We start from the raw sequence: 15,806 nt of genomic DNA on the forward strand, positions 1-15,806 counted from the left end.
CGACGCGAAGGAGCCCCCACCATGGCCAACGACCCGGTCTACCTCGACAACAACGCCACCACCCGCTGCGATCCACGCGTGGTCGAGGCGATAATGCCCTACTTTTCCGAGCAGTTCGGCAACGCCTCTTCGATGCACGCCTTCGGCTCGGAGGTGGGCGGGGCGCTCGCCACGGCGCGCCAGCAGCTCCAGGACCTGCTCGGCGCCGAGTTCGACCACGAGATCGTCTACACCTCGGGCGGGACCGAGGCAGACAACATGGCGATCCTCTCCGCGCTTGAAACCCAAAAAGGGCGCGACGAGGTCATCACCTCGGCGGTCGAACATCCGGCCGTGCTCAGCCTCGTCGCCCACCTCGAAAAGACCGGGCAGGCCAGGGTCCACATCATTCCGGTCGATGCCAAGGGCCGTCTCGACATGGAGGCCTACCGCAAGGCGCTGGGGCCCCGGACCGCGATCGTCTCGATCATGTGGGCCAACAACGAGACAGGCACGATCTTCCCGGTCGCAAAGCTCGCCGAGATGGCGCACGAGGCTGGCGCGCTGTTCCACACCGATGCGGTGCAGGCGGTCGGCAAGATCCCGATGGACTTGAAAGCGACCGAGATCGACATGCTCTCGCTCTCCGGCCACAAGTTGCACGGGCCCAAGGGCGTGGGCGCGCTCTACGTGCGCAAGGGCGTGCGGCTGCGTCCGCTCGTGCGCGGCGGCCACCAGGAGCGCGGCCGGCGTGCCGGGACCGAGAATGCGCCGGGCATCATCGGCCTTGGCCGCGCGGCGCAGCTTGCGGGCGAATACATGGCCGAGGAGCAGACCCGCGTTGCCGCGCTGCGCGACCGGCTGGAGGAGGGGCTGCTCGGCGCGATCAGCCATTCCTTTGCAACGGGCGATGTCGAAAACCGCCTGCCCAACACCGCCAATGTCGCCTTCGAGTACATCGAGGGCGAGGCGATCCTGCTGCTGATGAACCGGGAAGGCATCGCGGCAAGTTCGGGTTCGGCCTGCACGTCCGGTTCGCTCGAACCCAGCCACGTGCTGCGCGCGATGAACGTGCCCTACACCGCGGCCCACGGCGCGATCCGCTTCTCCTTCAGCCGCGAGAATACCCAGGCCGATGTCGATCGTGTGCTGGAGGTGATGCCCCAGATCATCGCGCGCCTGCGCGACATGAGTCCCTTCTGGCGCGAACGCGAGAAGGAAGGGGCCTTCAACCCGACCTACGCCTGATCTTGTCCATTCCCCCTTACTGGAGTTGACTGCCATGTCCGGTTTCCTGCCCAATTTCCCGCCTGTCGTCGTCAATGACAGCACCTTGCGCGATGGTGAGCAGTCTCCGGGCGTGGCGTTCAGCTTCGCCGAGAAGATGGCGATTGCCTCCGCACTTGAAGCCGCTGGCGTCGACGAGATCGAGGCGGGCACCCCGGCCATGGGCATGGAGGACGAAGCCGCGATCCGCGCGATGGTGCAGCAGGCCAGGACAGCCCAGATCATCCCCTGGTGCCGCGCGACGCGCAGCGATGTGGACGCCGCCGCGCGCACCGGGGTGGAGCGCGTGCATCTCTCGGTCCCTGTTTCGGACCGCCAGATCCGCGCCAAGTTCGGCACCGGCCGCGCCGACGTGCTCGCGCGCATCGAGGAAGTCGTGGGCTACGCGCTCGACCGGGGCCTTCGCGTCTCCATCGGCGGCGAGGACGCCAGCCGCGCCGACCTCGATTTCCTGAAGCGCGTGGTTGTCGCCATCGAGGAGGCGGGCGGGCACCGCTTCCGCTACGCCGACACGCTGGGCGTGCTCGACCCGTTCGGCACCCACGAAATCTTCCGTGACCTCGTGCGCGAGACCGATATCGAGCTCGAATTCCATGGCCACGACGACCTGGGCCTGGCCACCGCCAACACGCTCGCGGCCGTGCGCGGCGGCGCCACCCACGTTTCGGTCTGCGTGCTGGGGCTGGGCGAGCGGGCAGGCAACGCGCCGCTCGAAGAAGTGGTGACGGCGCTGGGCGAAACGCTCGGGCGCACCACGCGCATCGACTTTCTCCAGCTCGCCCGCCTTGCCGAAACGGTGGCGCTTGCCGCCGGGCGTCCGATCCCGGAGAACAAGCCCATCGTCGGCTCGATGGTCTTTACCCACGAAAGCGGTATCCACGTCTCGGGCCTCCTGCGCGATGCGGAGACTTACGAGGCGCTCGACCCGGCGCGTTTCGGGCGCGAGCGGCGGATCATGCTGGGGCGCCATTCGGGGCGTGCGGCGATCACCTCCAGCCTGCGCTCGATTGGCCTCGAGGCCGACCAGGAGCGGCTGGGGCGGATCCTCGCCGACGTGCGCGCCAAGGCGCTCGACACCAAGAAGGGCGTGGAACTCGCCGACCTCGCGCTGATCTATTGCCGCACCGGCATGGTCGAAAGGGCGCTGTGATGCCTGTCGCCACGCCCTTCGACACGCTTGGCGCACCGCCTGTAAGGGCGCGGCCCTCGCTCCTCGTCCTCCTGCGCGAGGACGTGGGGTGCGTCGCCGCGCGCGATCCGGCGGCGAACGGGGCGCTGGAAGTCCTGCTGACCTATCCGGGCGTTCACGCGATCATCTGGCACCGGCTCGCCCACGCGCTGTGGCAGGTGGGTCTGCGCTTCCCGGCCCGGTTCCTGGGCTGGCTGGCGCGCCTCCTCACCAATGTCGACATCCACCCTGCCGCAACCATCGGCCGGCGCTTCTTTATCGATCACGGCGCGGGCGTCGTCATCGGTGAGACCGCCGAGATCGGCGATGATGTGACGCTCTACCACGGCGTCACGCTGGGCGGGACAAGCTGGGCGCCGGGCAAGCGCCACCCCACGCTGGAGGACGGCGTGCTGGTGGGCTGCGGCGCCAAGATCCTGGGCCCGATCACCGTGGGCAAGGGCGCGCGCGTGGGCGCGAACAGCGTCGTCGTCGATCCCGTTCCGCCCGCGATGACGGTCGTCGGCATTCCCGGGCGCGTGGTGCGCGGGGCCACCGAACGCCGCCGCGTGTCGGGCCGGATCGACCTTGACCATCACCTCATGCCCGATCCCGTAGGCGAGGCGGTGTCCGAACTGCTCGACCGCATCGAGTTCCTGGAGGCGCGCCTTGCTCACAGGGATGCCCACCGTGACGGGCGCGCCCCGGTCTGCCACGATTTTGCTCTTCAGGAGGACAGCCATGAGCCTGCTTGACGAACTGCACCAGCTATCAAGCGCGGAGGACTTCTTCGAACTGCTCGGCGTCGATTACGACCCGCAGGTGGTCCAGGTCGCGCGGCTCCACATCCTTCGCCGCATGGGCCAGTACCTGCGCGGCAGCGAGGTCGAGGGCGCGCTGGAAAGCGCCGATGATACCGAACTTTACGCGCTTTGCGGCGAGCACCTCGCGCAGGCCTACGCCGACTTCGTGGCCTCCTCGCCGATCGCGGAGCGCCTGTTCAAGGTTCACAAGGACGCCGTCGCGCCCAAACCCGAACCCAACCGGCCCTTCGTGCCGCTCGATGCCCTGACAGGAGGCTGAGACAATGCATATCGTGGTGTGCATCAAGCAGGTGCCCGACAGCGCGCAGATCCGTGTCCACCCGGTCACGAACACGATCATGCGCCAGGGCGTGCCGACGATCATCAACCCTTACGATCTCTTCGCGCTGGAAGAGGCGCTGCGCCTGAAGGACCGCCTCGGTGCGACCGTCACGGCGCTGTGCATGGGCCCGCCCACGGCCTCGGAATCGCTGCGCAAGGCGCTGACCTTCGGGGCGGACCGCGCGGTGCTCCTGACCGACCGCTATTTCGCGGGTTCCGACACGCTGGCGACGAGCTACGCGCTCTCGATGGCGCTCACCAAGATCGGCGAGGAATTCGGCACGCCCGAGATCGTCTTCACCGGCAAGCAGACCATCGACGGGGACACCGCGCAGGTCGGGCCGGGCATTGCCAGCCGCTTGAAGCTCAACCAACTGACCTACATCTCGAAGATCGTCGCGACCGACCTGGAGGCCGGACGCATCACCGTGGAGCGCCGCGCCGAGACGGGGACGCAGGTGCTGGCCACCAGGCTGCCAGTGCTGATCACCATGCTCGAGGCGACCAACGAGATGCGGCGCGGCACGATCGCGCAGGCACTCGAAGCCGCGCGCGCCGAAATCATCACCTGGAATGCGTCCGATGTTGGCATCGAGGACCTCACCAAGTGCGGCCTGCGCGGCTCGCCGACCATCGTGAAGAAGGTCTTTGCGCCCACCGCGCGCTCGGAAGCCGCCGAGATGATCGCGGCCGAAGGCGCCATGGATGCAAAGGCGCGCGCCGTCATCGACGCGATCTTCGCAAGGGCGCCGGGCGTCGAGGATGACCTCACCGCCCGGGCCCTCCACCACTACGTCTGAGAGAAGGAGCCGGACCGATGGCCGATGCAGCAAAGCCCGCTCCCGCCAAGGGAGGCCGTGCCAACACGAAGAAGGAACTGCCCGAACACTTCAAGGCGTACAAGCACGTCTGGGTGGCGGTGGAGATCGAGCATGGGAGCGTCCATTCGGTCTCCTTCGAGCTTCTGGGCGAAGGGCGCAAGCTGGCCGACAAGCGCGGCGTGGAACTGGCCGCGGTTCTCATGGGCGATGACCGCGAGGCGCTGGGCCAGGCGGCGCAGGACTGCTTCGAATACGGCGCGGACTGTGTCTACATCGCCTGCGACCCGGCCTTGAAGCACTACCGCAACGAAACCTCGACGCAGGTCCTGACCGACATCGTCAACACCTACCAGCCCGAGATCCTGCTCCTGGGCGCGACCAACCTGGGCCGTGATCTGGCCGGTTCGGTGGCGACCACCCTCAAGACCGGCCTCACTGCGGATTCGACCGAGCTTGCCATCGACGAGGACGGCTCGCTTGCCGCCACGCGGCCCACTTTCGGCGGCTCGCTCCTGTGCACCATCTTCACGCTCAACTTCCGTCCGCAGATGGCGACCGTGCGCCCGCGCGTCATGGCCATGCCCGAGCGGGAGGAAGGGCGCACCGGGCGCATTGTCGAGTTTGCGCCCAACATCGTCGAGGACGATGTCGTCACCAAGGTGCTCGACTTCATCGCCGACCGCGACAGCGACACGGCCGCGCTGCCCTATGCCGACGTCGTCGTGGCTGGCGGTCTGGGCCTCGGCTCGGTCGAGAATTTCCAGCTGGTGAAGGAGCTCGCCGCGGTGCTGGGCGCCGAATACGGCGGCTCGCGCCCGCTGGTGCAGAAGGGCTGGATCACCTCGGACCGCCAGATCGGCCAGACCGGCAAGACCATCCGGCCCCGCCTCTACATCGCGGCGGGGATTTCCGGGGCGATCCAGCACCGGGTCGGGGTGGAAGGCGCCGACCTGATCCTTGCCATCAACACCGACCCCAGGGCGCCAATCTTCGAGTTCGCGCACCTGGGCATCGTTGCCGACGCGGTCACGCTGCTGCCCGCACTGACACAGGCCTTTGCGCGGCGCCTGCGCGTCACCCGGATGGCCAGCTGAGAAGGAGAGAGACCATGGCCGAGATGGAGGACACGTTCGATGCGATTGTCGTGGGGGCCGGGCCTTCGGGCAATGCGGCGGCCTATACCCTTGCGAAGGAGGGGCTGAGCGTCCTCCAGATCGAGCGCGGCGAGTACGCGGGCTCGAAGAACGTGCAGGGCGCAATCCTCTATTCCGACGCGCTTGAGAAAATCATCCCGGAATTCCGCGAGGAGGCGCCGCTGGAACGCCACGTGATCGAGCAGCGCATGTGGTCGATGGACGACACGTCGCACACGGGCATGCATTACCGCTCGGGCGACTTCAACGAGGAGAAGCCCAACCGCTACACGATCCTGCGCGCGCAGTTCGACAAGTGGTTCTCCGCCAAGGTCAAGGAGGCGGGCGCGCTGGTCCTGTGCGAGACGACCGTGACCGAACTGGTCAAGGACCTCACCGGCCGGGTGATCGGCGTGCGCACCGACCGCCAGGGGAACCCGATCTTCGCGCCCGTCGTGATCCTGGCCGAAGGGGTCAACGGACTTGTCGGCCAGCGCTCCGGGCTGCGGCCCGAGATCGCGCCCGAAAGCGTCGCGCTGGCGGTCAAGGAAATGCACTTCCTGCCGCGCGAAACCATTGAGGCGCGCTTCAACCTGAAGGGCAACGAGGGCGTGGTGATCGAGGCCATGGGCACGATCACGCGCGGCATGACCGGCACGGGCTTCCTCTATACCAACGAGGAATCGATCTCGGTCGGCATCGGCTGCATCGTCTCCGACTTTGCCGAAGGGGAGGCGACGCCCGCCGAACTGCTCGAAGCCTTCAAGGCACACCCCTCGATCGCGCCGCTGCTGGAAGGCTCGGAAGTCAAGGAATACGCCGCCCACCTGATCCCGGAAGGGGGCTACAAGGCGATCCCGCAGCTGACCGGCGATGGCTGGATCGTGGTCGGCGATGCCGGGCAGTTCGTGAACGCGGTCCACCGCGAGGGCTCGAACCTGGCCATGACGACGGGGCGCATCGCGGCCGAGACCGTGGTCGCGCTCCACCGAAAGGGCGAAGCGATGGATGGCTATACCCTCAAGGAGTACGAGCGGCGCCTGGAAGCCACCTTCGTGATGAAGGACCTGAAGAAGTACAAGGGGATCCCCGGGCTGCTCGACGCCAACAAGACGACCTTCTTCGGGACCTATCCGCGCCTCTTCAGCCAGGCCATGCAGACCTGGTTCCGGGTCGACGGGGTCGACAAGAAGACCAAGGAAAAAGCCATTCTCAAGAGCTTTCGCGACAGCCGCAGCCTGCGCGGCCTGCTCGGCGATGCCTGGCGCGTGGCCCGCGCCTGGCGCTGAGGGGACCTCACATTCCGACCAACCATGAAAGGAGACGCGCAATGACCGAAATCGCCACCGCTCCCAAGGTCGAGGAGAAGCTGTTCCAGAACCGCTATCTCGTCGATGCCGGAAAGCCCCATATCCGCGTGCGCGAGCACGAGGTCCCCTCGGCCAGCCTTCTGGCGATGACCCGCCTGTGCCCGGCGGGATGCTATGCCGTGACCGAATCCGGCCAGGTCGAGGTGGCCGCCGACGGCTGTCTCGAATGCGGGACCTGCCGCATCGTCACGCGCAAGACGGGCGAAGTGGAGTGGAACTATCCGCGCGGCGGTTTCGGGGTGCTCTACAAGTTCGGATAAAGTCATGTGTGGGCATGGTTTTGTCAGAGTACTGTAAGGAAGTCCCGGGGGAGGGCGCTTATTCTCTTGTTGAATCGCTTGGAATTTGAGACGTTTGTCCAAATCAAAACTCGTCGAAGCACGAAGAGAAGCGGGCCCGACTCCGCAAGGGAGCTGTGCCGGAACCGGGAAATGGAGAGGAATGCGCTGACGGCAGAAAGGCTTCCGTCATGGGTACGCATGCATCGACAGTCGCCCCCGCTACGGCCGGTTACACCGTGAGCAGCTACAGCCGCGGCCCCAGCCACACGCGCGCGGATATCGCGCTGCGCGGCGTCTACGAGATTTCCAAGGTCCTGGCCGTCCCGGGACGGCTGGAGGCGACGCTCACCAACGTGCTGACGCTCCTCTCCAGCTTCCTCGACATGCGCCACGGCCTCGTGACCCTTCTCGATGAGGACGGCGCGCCCACTAGCGTCGTGGGGATCGGCTGGAGCGAGGAGCGCGCGCACTTGTGGATGGGGCGCCAGCCCGAACGTGCGGTCGCCCAGATCTACGACACCGGGATGCCGGTGGTGGTCCACAACATGGAGCGCAGCGCGCTGTTTCCCGACTGGGCCTTCGACGGACCGCTCCCGCCCGGCGCGCGGGTCTCCTTCATCGGGGTCCCGATCAAGGACCGCATGAAGGTGGTGGGCACGCTCACCATCGAACAGATCTGGGACGAGACGACGACGTACCACGCGGCGGATGAGGACGTGCGCTTCCTGACCATGGTCGCGAACCTGATCGGCCAGACGGTGCGGCTGCTCAAGCTCGTCCAGCGTGACCGCGAGCGGTTGATGGACCAGCACCGCCTGCTCGAGAAGGGGCTCGAGGATGGCTCTGCCCGCCGCGCACGCAGCGCCGAGACCCGCCGGGCACGCAGCGCCGGGGGCGAGGATGAGGACGCGGACGAGCAGGGGGACATTGTCGGCTCCAGCCCGGCGCTGCGCGCGGCCTTGCAGCGCATTCGCCGTGTCGCGCGCAGCCACTCGGCGGTGCTGCTGCGCGGGGAATCGGGCACGGGCAAGGAGCTGTTTGCCCGCGCGACCCATGATTTCAGCCCGCGCGCGAAGAAGCCCTTCATCAAGCTGAACTGCGCCGCGCTTCCCGAATCCGTCCTGGAGTCCGAACTGTTCGGGCACGAGAAGGGCGCCTTCACCGGCGCGGTCGCCCAGCGCAAGGGCCGCTTCGAACTCGCCGACGGCGGCACGCTCTTCCTCGACGAGATCGGCGACACCTCGCAGGCCTTCCAGGTCAAGCTCCTGCGCGTGCTGCAGGAAGGCGAGTTCGAGCGGGTCGGCGGCACGCAGACGATCAAGGTCGACGTGCGGCTCGTCTGCGCGACCAACCGCAATCTGGAGGAAGCGGTCGCCAAGGGCGAGTTCCGGGCCGATCTCTATTACCGCATCAATGTCGTCTCGGTGCGCCTGCCCGCGCTGCGCGACCGGCGCGAGGACATTCCCCAGCTCGCGCGCGAATTCCTGCGCCGCTTCGACCAGGAACATCACACCGAGCACGAGCTGAGCCCGTCCGCACTCGACGTTCTGGAAAGCTGCTACTTCCCCGGCAACGTGCGCGAGTTGGAGAATTGTATCCGGCGCACCGCCACGCTCTCGCTCGATGACCGGATCGACGCGCGCGACTTTGCCTGCCGCAACGACGAGTGCCTGTCCGCGATGCTCTGGAAGACGGCGGTTTCCGATCCCTTCCCCATCGTCCAGCCGGGCCCGCGTGAGGAGCCGGGCGGCGTGGCCCCCGAGCGCGGGGGCGAGGCTCCGGCCATTCCCCTTCACCGGCGCGAACCGGATAGGGACATGCCGCTCGACAACGTCAAGGTCAGCCGGGCCGAACTGCTCGATGCGCTGGAAGAAGCGGGCTGGGTCCAGGCCAAGGCCGCGCGGCTGCTGGGGCTGACCCCGCGCCAGATCGGCTATGCCATCCGCAAGTACGACATAGAGGTGCGCAAGTTCTGATAATGTCTCGGTTTTCCGGGCTTTCTTCCGGTTTTGTCGGGCCAGTATACATTGGGTTAACCCTTGCCGGATTATCGGGCCGAGGATGGTGAACTCAGGCCCCGAATCGCGTGCTGTGCTCGAGCGACGTGCCGACGCCGCGATCATCGCGGCGGTGGGGTATTTCGTGCTCGCCACAATCGCCATCCAACTGACCAGCAACGGCTATGACATCGCCACGATCTGGCCCGCCGATGCCATCATCCTCACCCTCCTCCTGCGCGAACCGCGTGCCAACTGGGGCTGGGTGCTGGTGGCCGGATGGGCGGCAAACCTGGCGGCGAATACCGTCGCGCGCGGCTGGTCTCCCGTTCTTGTTACCTACGGCGTGATTAACATGGGGCAGGTCCTGCTCGCGGCCTGGCTGGTGCTGCGCCACACGCCCAAGGCGGAGATCTTTGCCTCGAACCAGGCGATCTGGCGCTTCGTCCTCTACGCTGGCGGGGTCGCGGTGCTGATCGCCGCGCTCATCGGATCGGCGGTGACGGCCTTGGCTTTCGGCGCTCCCTTCCTGGTTTCGGTGAGCAACTGGTATTTCAGCAACGCGCTGGGCCTGCTGGTCCTCACACCATTCCTGTCTGCGCTGTTCGACGGCAGCTATGTGCGCTGGCTGCGCTTTGCCAACCGGCGCGAGACGTGGAGCGCGGCCGGCGGCTACGGGCTTCTGCTTCTGACGACCGCTGCGGTCTTCACACAGTCCTTCGTGCCGCTCCTGTTTCTTCCGATGTGTCTGGTGACCTACCTGTCGTTCCGGCTTGGCCGCCTTGGCACCAAGCTGGGTGTCATGCTGGTGGCCTTCACGGGTCTCGCAGCGACACTTGCAGGTCAGGGGCCGGTCGCGAGCATGCCCGTGTCTGCGCCGCTTCAGACGCTGTTCTTTCAGCTCTACCTGGGCGCGCTGCTCCTGACCTGCCTGCCGGTCGCCTCGCTGGTGACGTCGCGGCGGCATCTGGCGATCCGTCTGGCCGAACGCGAGGAAGCCTTGCGCCAGGTGCTGGAGAGCGCGGCCACCGCGTGCCTGGGCTTTGACAGTTCGGGCCAGTGCAAATGGGCGACGGGCCCTGTCCAGGCGCTCCTGGGCATTTCGGCCGAGGAGATGATCGGACGGCCCTGCGAGACGGTCTCGCTGCAGGTTCACGATCTCATGGAAGACCTGGGGAAGGCCTGTGGCAGTCAGGATTTCGGGCCGCAGGGCGCGACCCGGCTGATCGAGTTCTCCCCGATGCGCCGCCCCGCGCTCGTCCTGGAGGGGACCATCGGCCTTCTGCGCCGAGGGCGCGCGCACTCGGGCTGGGTGGTGACCTTGCGCGATGTGACCGAGCGCCGGGCGCTTGATCTGGCGCTGATCGGTCGTTCCGAGACCGACCGCCTGACAGGCGTCTGCGCGCGCGAGAGCTTCCTCGTTCACCTCGACCGGGCCATGGAGGACGTGGGGCGCCCGATTTCGCTGGCGCTCGTCGATCTCGACAGTTTCCACACGATCAACGACGAACATGGCCTGGTCGTGGGCGATGCCGCGCTTGTCGAAGTGGCGCGGCGTATCAAGCGCAACGCGCGTGACACCGATGTCGTCGCGCGCCTCGGGGCCGACCAGTTCGCCTTGCTGCTGCGCTGCGATATCCTGACCGCGCGCAGCATCTGCGAGCGTATCGCCGAGGCCGTGCGGCAAAGCCCGGTCTGCCGGGCAGGCGATGTGGCTGTCCTGTCCTCGGTGAGCTGCGGGGTGGTGCAGCTGCGTTCGGGCATGACGCCCGAGGATGCGCGAGGGATCGCCGACACCGCGCTTCAGGACATGAAGCAGTCCGGCCGCAACGGGGTGCGCGTCGCGGCCTGACCGGGCGGACCTGCGGGTGCCTGGAGGCGGCTGAGGGCGCTTGCGTCCGGGCCCCGGTGTGATATTCCAAGCTACGAGGGCCATCCCGGGAAAACAGCCGTTTACGTGCTGTCGCCTGGCGGAATGGGGGATACCGCACATGCGGCCGAGGCGGTGTCTGGACGGGTCATGGGGCCGCTTGGGATGAATGCGCCACAGCCATGAGCGAAGACGACGCCATTGCCGCGCCGCAGGATCGCTACCGCGCCTTCCTGAGCTACAGCCACGCCGACGAGCGTGAGGCGGGGCGCCTGCACCGCTGGCTCGAGAATTACCGCATCCCTGCGCGCCTTGTCGGCGCCGAAACGCCGCGCGGCCGCGTGCCCCGGCGCCTTTCGCCGATCTTCCGCGACCGGGCCGAGCTGCCGGCGGCGAGCAGCCTCGATTCCGAGGTTGAAAAGGCTCTGGCCGGATCGGGCGCGCTGCTTGTGCTGTGTTCGCCCGAGGCGGCGGCTTCGCGCTGGGTCAACGCCGAGATCGCCCTGTTTCGCCGTCTCCACCCCGAACGGCCGGTGATCGCCGCCCTGCTGCGGGGCGAACCTTCAGAAAGTTTCCCGGCCGCGCTCGTCATGCCGGGAAGCGACGGCAAGGTGCGCGAGCCTATTGCGGCGGACTTCCGGCCCGACAAGGATGGACGCCAGCTTGCCCGCCTCAAGATCCTGGCGGGCCTGTCCGGGGTCGCCCTCGATGAAATTATCCAGCGCGACGCCCAGCGTCGGTTGCGCCGCGTGATTTCCATCACAGCGCTGGCCTGTGTTCTTGCGCTAGTCATGGGCCTCATGCTGGTGTTCGCCATAAGGGCGCAGCGCGAAGCGGACGAGCAACGCAGGCAGGCCGAGGGGCTGATCGAGTTCATGCTGACGGATCTGCGTGAGAGATTGAAGGGTGTGGGCAGGCTCGACGTGCTGGAGACCGTGAACGCGCGCGCGCTCGACTATTACGCCGAGCAGGCCGATCTCGACGCCTTGCCCGTGGATTCGCTCGAGCGCAGGGCTCGTATCCTGCACGCCATGGGGGGAAGACGATCATCGCCGCGGCGACGTCGAGGATGCCGTTGCCAAGTTCCAGGAAGCCAGCCGCGCCACGGCTGCACTGCTGGCGGCGGCGCCGGACGATCCGGTGCGGATCTACGGCCAGGCGCAGAGCGAGTTCTGGGTGGGCTATGCGATCTTCATGCGCAAGAAGCCGCTTCAGGCATTGCCGCACTTCCAGGCTTACAAGGCCCTCTCGCAGAAGCTGGTGCAGATCGAGCCGCACAATCCCGAATACCGTCATGAGCTGGCCTACGCGCAAGGGAACCTGTGCTCGGTTGGCCTGGACGAGGCGGGAAATCCCGATCTCCTGCCGGAATGTCACGAGGCTCTGGAGACATTGCTGCGCGTGCATGCGATGGAGCCGGACAATGCGGAGGTCACGCGCGATCTGGCCAATCGCTACGCCTGGTATGCTGATGCGCTGCTGCGGCAGGGGCGCGAGGAGGAAGCGCTGGCCCAGCGCCAGAAGCAATTGGACATCTCCCGGGACCTGCTCGATTCCGATCCCAAGAATGCGACCTATCGGCAGGCCTGGATGCTGGCGATGAATTCCACCTCGCGACTGCGTCATGCGATGGGGTTTCGCGCGATGGCCCAGCGCATGCGCAGCCGGGCTCAGGAGGAACTCGACCGGTTGATCGCCTCGGACCCGGAAAATCATGACTGGAAGGTCTGGAAGAAGCGCTTTTCCGAACCCTGGCCTCAGGCCGGTTCGGACTAGCATGGGTGGTATGGGATGGCCTTGCGAGAGGCCCTCGCGGGAGAGAAAGGAAGAGCTGCGATGTCGACGATAAACTACAAGCAATATGGGCTGGCCCCATTCTTCGATAGCCTGAGCCTCGAGCAGAGCGCGCGCTCTGTCGTGTACAAGGTCACGCTTGCGGTCCGTGAGGGACAGGTCGTCCTGTCCTGCCGCGATGCCGAGACCGGAAAGGACTACATCGAAATCACCGAAGACTGCTTCGTGACGATCCAGCTCGACGGCGATCAGCTTTTCTTTTCCGATGCCTACGAAGCGATCACCACCAAGGAGGAATTGTCGTCCTATTATGGCGGGCTGGTCTACGCGGACTACGACAAGGCCTACGGCCGCTACAAGACGGTCCAGTTCAAGGCGCGCTTCAACGCGGGCGGCAAGTACGGCACGATCCATCCCTTCAATATCAATGTCGATCTCCTCCAGGAGGATGAGAAGGGCAACCGTCGCTGGACCGGCATCTCGATTGACCCGGACATCACCAACCCGCCCCCGATTGATGGCTGAACCGGCTGGAATGCTATGATCCTCTCCACGCTTACACGTATCCGCCAGGTTGCCCGCAACGGCGACACGAACCGGGCGTGGCAGATGTTTGAGGAGGCCGGGCTCGGCGCGTCACAGGCGCCGGATGTCCTGGCTCTCAAGGGGCGTTTGCTCAAGGATCGGGCGCTGCGTCTCGAAGGCACAGACAGGGTCGAGATGGCGCGCCAGGCGGTTGAGGTCTACAGGGCCTGTGCGGGATCGCGCCGGGCGACCTATCCGCTGATCAACGCCGCGACGATCGCCTATCTGTGCGGAGACGTCGCGGAGGCACGCGTGGATGCCGCGCGCATCCTCGAGATCATCGCGAGCGGAGATCACGAACCGGAGACTGCCTACTGGCTCCATGCGACGGTTGCCGAGGCGCGTCTCCTCCTGGGGGATCGCGAGGGCGCGCGCGCAGCGCTGCTTGCTGCGGTCGAAGCGGCGCCGCAGGCCTGGGAGGATCGCGCCGCGACGCTGCGGCAATTGCGCGAGATCCTGCAGGTGCGTGAGGAAAGCGTGGAGATCCTTGCGGATCTCTCGCCGCCGTCCAGCCTGCACTTCGGGGGAATCATGGACCTAGCGGGGCACGAGGATGAAGTGCTTCTGCGTCTTGGCGAGGTCTTTGATGAGGTTCGGCCCGGGACAGTCTACGGAGCGCTTGCTGCGGGCACGGATATCCTGGTCGCCGAACTGGCGCTGCAACGCGGCGCTCAACTGCATGTCGTCTTGCCCGGTCCGCTCGAGAGGTTTCGCGAGGTGTCGGTCGATGCCTTCGGCAGCCGCTGGGGGCCACGCTTCGAGGCGCTGCTGGAGAGGGCACACAGTTTCGTTGAATTTCCCGAACACGGTGATGTGACGCGGGCGGGAATCGTGCAGGCGACGCAGGTCGCCATGGGGCTGGCGATCCGGCGGGCGAGGCAACTGGGCAGCGAGGCAGTCGCAATGCACGTGGGGCGCGTGGAGGAAGAGCTTGCCCCGGTGCTCGCAAGCTGGAAGGGCCGGGGAATGGCGCTACATGAAATTCGCCGGGACTGGCCGCCGCGCGGCGGGACAGAAGCGATGGCGGCAGGTTACGCTCAGGCGGTTCTCGCCTGTGAACTGCCTTTCGCGCAGGAACCGGGTAACACGGCGGAGGCGGCCCAGACCGAGGATGGGTACTGGCTGCTACGTTTCGCCGAACCCATCGCTGCGGTGCGTCATGCGTGCGAGGTGCTTGTCCGCCAGCCTGACCTGCATTTCGGACTCGACATCTCGGTTGCAGAGCACGCGCAACCGCTGGCGAACTGCGCTGAGCGAGCGATCTGCTTCGCCCGTTCAGCGCAGCGTTCCGAGATCTGCGGAGCCTGGCCGCACATGTGCGTAACCGAGCTGCTCGAGCCGTATTTTCGGTTCGAAGAAGCGGGCGAAGTGGTCAGTCCGATGGGCGATATCCCCATCGCGCGCTATACCCCGTTGCAGGGTAACCGCTAGTCTTTCGCCAGACGGCCGGGCGAGCGCGGCTTAGCAGATCAGTTCCTCGATCATGCGTGGGGAATGGATCACGAGCCTGTCCTCTTCGCGCGAGATGATGCCGCGCCGGGCGAGCGCACCGATCGCGCGCGAGGCGGTTTCGCGTGTGGTGTTGGCCGCCAGTGCCAGCGATGTGACGCGGGGCGGGGGGGCGATGACGAACTCCGGCCCTGCCAATGCGAGCAGTTCGGCGTAGACACGTCCCGCCGCGCTGTAGGTCGAGCGCATGACCATGCGGTCGAGCGAGCGATCGAGTTGACGGGCCAACAGCCGTGCCATTCCGGCGGCAAGTTGAACATCGCTCTCGATTTCGGCAGCCAAGCGGACCGATTCGGCCACAAGCAGGCGCGAGCGGCTGGCGGCGGTGATTTCGGCGCGGTGCTGGCTGGCGTCGGGGTAGGAGCCGAAGAATTCTCCGGGCCCGTATTGTGCGAGCTGCTGCAATTGCCCGTTCACGCCGATCGCCTCGACGCGGATCGCGCCTTCGATGACAATCCAGCACTGGTGGGACAGCGTTCCCTGGTTGGCGAGTACATCCTTGGCGCGCAGAGACTTCCAGGAGAAGACGGTCAGGAGTTTGCGCGCTGCCTCTGCACGGCAGCGGAATACCGCGCTGACGGCTTCCTCCATTTCATCTTCACTCACGCGTACAGGCTCCTGCCCGGCAAAATGAGGGGCACCGACTTCCTTGTCCTGACCTGTCCCGAAATTCCAGAAATTTCAACTATAGCGATGGAAAGCGACCAAGTGTGATGTGCGTCACAGACTTGGGGTAACAGTTCAACTATACCACTCCTGCGACCCGAAGGTGGCTCTGCTTGAGCAACCTTTTTAACTGGCTCGGCAGCGCTTGCGCTGTCGGGCCATTTTTTGATGCAGCGGCAAGGTTTCGGGAAGCGCCGCGTA

15 protein-coding genes are annotated in these 15,806 nt (G+C 66.3%); 14 read left to right on the forward strand and 1 reads right to left on the reverse strand.

Going from position 1 to position 15,806, the window contains the following annotated elements:
• The first annotated feature begins 21 nt into the window (after nucleotides 1–21).
• The 14 genes from nifS to MBENS4_RS11575 all read left to right on the forward strand — a co-directional run bounded on the left by nifS (nucleotide 22) and on the right by MBENS4_RS11575 (nucleotide 14,861).
• The gene (gene nifS / locus MBENS4_RS11515; protein WP_039390867.1) at nucleotides 22–1,227 is read left to right on the forward strand and encodes a cysteine desulfurase NifS; all 1,206 of its coding nucleotides are present in this window, start codon (nucleotides 22–24) and stop codon (nucleotides 1,225–1,227) included.
• A 34-nt stretch (nucleotides 1,228–1,261) separates the two neighbouring features.
• Nucleotides 1,262–2,416 carry a homocitrate synthase gene (gene nifV, locus MBENS4_RS11520; protein ID WP_039390869.1) on the forward strand — a complete coding sequence of 385 codons (1,155 nt, stop codon included), beginning with the start codon at nucleotides 1,262–1,264 and terminating at the stop codon, nucleotides 2,414–2,416.
• Complete coding sequence (gene cysE / locus MBENS4_RS11525; protein ID WP_039390870.1) at nucleotides 2,416–3,189, forward strand: serine O-acetyltransferase; 774 nt, start codon at nucleotides 2,416–2,418, stop codon at nucleotides 3,187–3,189. Before nifV ends, cysE begins: the two co-directional genes overlap by 1 nt.
• Nucleotides 3,176–3,517, forward strand: coding sequence for a nitrogenase stabilizing/protective protein NifW (gene nifW, locus MBENS4_RS11530; RefSeq protein ID WP_039390871.1), 342 nt, complete (start codon nucleotides 3,176–3,178; stop codon nucleotides 3,515–3,517). The genes cysE and nifW overlap by 14 nt, the downstream gene beginning before the upstream one ends.
• 4 nt (nucleotides 3,518–3,521) lie before the next feature.
• Nucleotides 3,522–4,379 carry an electron transfer flavoprotein subunit beta/FixA family protein gene (locus MBENS4_RS11535; RefSeq protein ID WP_039390873.1) on the forward strand — a complete coding sequence of 286 codons (858 nt, stop codon included), beginning with the start codon at nucleotides 3,522–3,524 and terminating at the stop codon, nucleotides 4,377–4,379.
• 17 nt (nucleotides 4,380–4,396) lie between these two features.
• A complete protein-coding gene (locus tag MBENS4_RS11540) occupies nucleotides 4,397–5,494 on the forward strand; it encodes an electron transfer flavoprotein subunit alpha/FixB family protein (protein WP_039390875.1) in 1,098 nt (365 codons plus the stop codon).
• A gap of 14 nt (nucleotides 5,495–5,508) precedes the next feature.
• Nucleotides 5,509–6,822, forward strand: coding sequence for an FAD-dependent oxidoreductase (locus MBENS4_RS11545; protein WP_084592051.1), 1,314 nt, complete (start codon nucleotides 5,509–5,511; stop codon nucleotides 6,820–6,822).
• A gap of 41 nt (nucleotides 6,823–6,863) precedes the next feature.
• The gene (locus MBENS4_RS11550) at nucleotides 6,864–7,163 is read left to right on the forward strand and encodes a ferredoxin family protein (RefSeq protein ID WP_039390877.1); all 300 of its coding nucleotides are present in this window, start codon (nucleotides 6,864–6,866) and stop codon (nucleotides 7,161–7,163) included.
• A gap of 209 nt (nucleotides 7,164–7,372) precedes the next feature.
• A complete protein-coding gene (gene nifA / locus MBENS4_RS11555) occupies nucleotides 7,373–9,160 on the forward strand; it encodes a nif-specific transcriptional activator NifA (RefSeq protein ID WP_039390879.1) in 1,788 nt (595 codons plus the stop codon).
• A 115-nt stretch (nucleotides 9,161–9,275) separates the two neighbouring features.
• Complete coding sequence (locus tag MBENS4_RS11560; protein WP_159108052.1) at nucleotides 9,276–11,033, forward strand: MASE1 domain-containing protein; 1,758 nt, start codon at nucleotides 9,276–9,278, stop codon at nucleotides 11,031–11,033.
• Nucleotides 11,034–11,233: 200 nt separating this feature from the next.
• Nucleotides 11,234–12,349, forward strand: coding sequence for a toll/interleukin-1 receptor domain-containing protein (locus MBENS4_RS11565; protein WP_242404876.1), 1,116 nt, complete (start codon nucleotides 11,234–11,236; stop codon nucleotides 12,347–12,349).
• Nucleotides 12,246–12,827, forward strand: coding sequence for a hypothetical protein (locus MBENS4_RS26645; RefSeq protein WP_242404877.1), 582 nt, complete (start codon nucleotides 12,246–12,248; stop codon nucleotides 12,825–12,827). Before MBENS4_RS11565 ends, MBENS4_RS26645 begins: the two co-directional genes overlap by 104 nt.
• A 60-nt stretch (nucleotides 12,828–12,887) precedes the next feature.
• Nucleotides 12,888–13,370, forward strand: a complete 483-nt coding sequence (locus MBENS4_RS11570) for a nucleotide synthetase (RefSeq protein WP_039390881.1) — start codon at nucleotides 12,888–12,890, stop codon at nucleotides 13,368–13,370.
• 15 nt (nucleotides 13,371–13,385) lie between these two features.
• A complete protein-coding gene (locus MBENS4_RS11575; RefSeq protein WP_039390883.1) occupies nucleotides 13,386–14,861 on the forward strand; it encodes a TRAFs-binding domain-containing protein in 1,476 nt (491 codons plus the stop codon).
• A gap of 30 nt (nucleotides 14,862–14,891) precedes the next feature.
• Here the strand turns inward: MBENS4_RS11575 and MBENS4_RS11580 are convergent, their stop codons facing one another.
• A complete protein-coding gene (locus tag MBENS4_RS11580; protein ID WP_144400898.1) occupies nucleotides 14,892–15,545 on the reverse strand; it encodes a Crp/Fnr family transcriptional regulator in 654 nt (217 codons plus the stop codon).
• Between the last annotated feature and the right edge of the window lie 261 nt (nucleotides 15,546–15,806).

Source organism: Novosphingobium sp. MBES04, from assembly GCF_000813185.1.
Taxonomy (GTDB): domain Bacteria; phylum Pseudomonadota; class Alphaproteobacteria; order Sphingomonadales; family Sphingomonadaceae; genus Novosphingobium; species Novosphingobium decolorationis.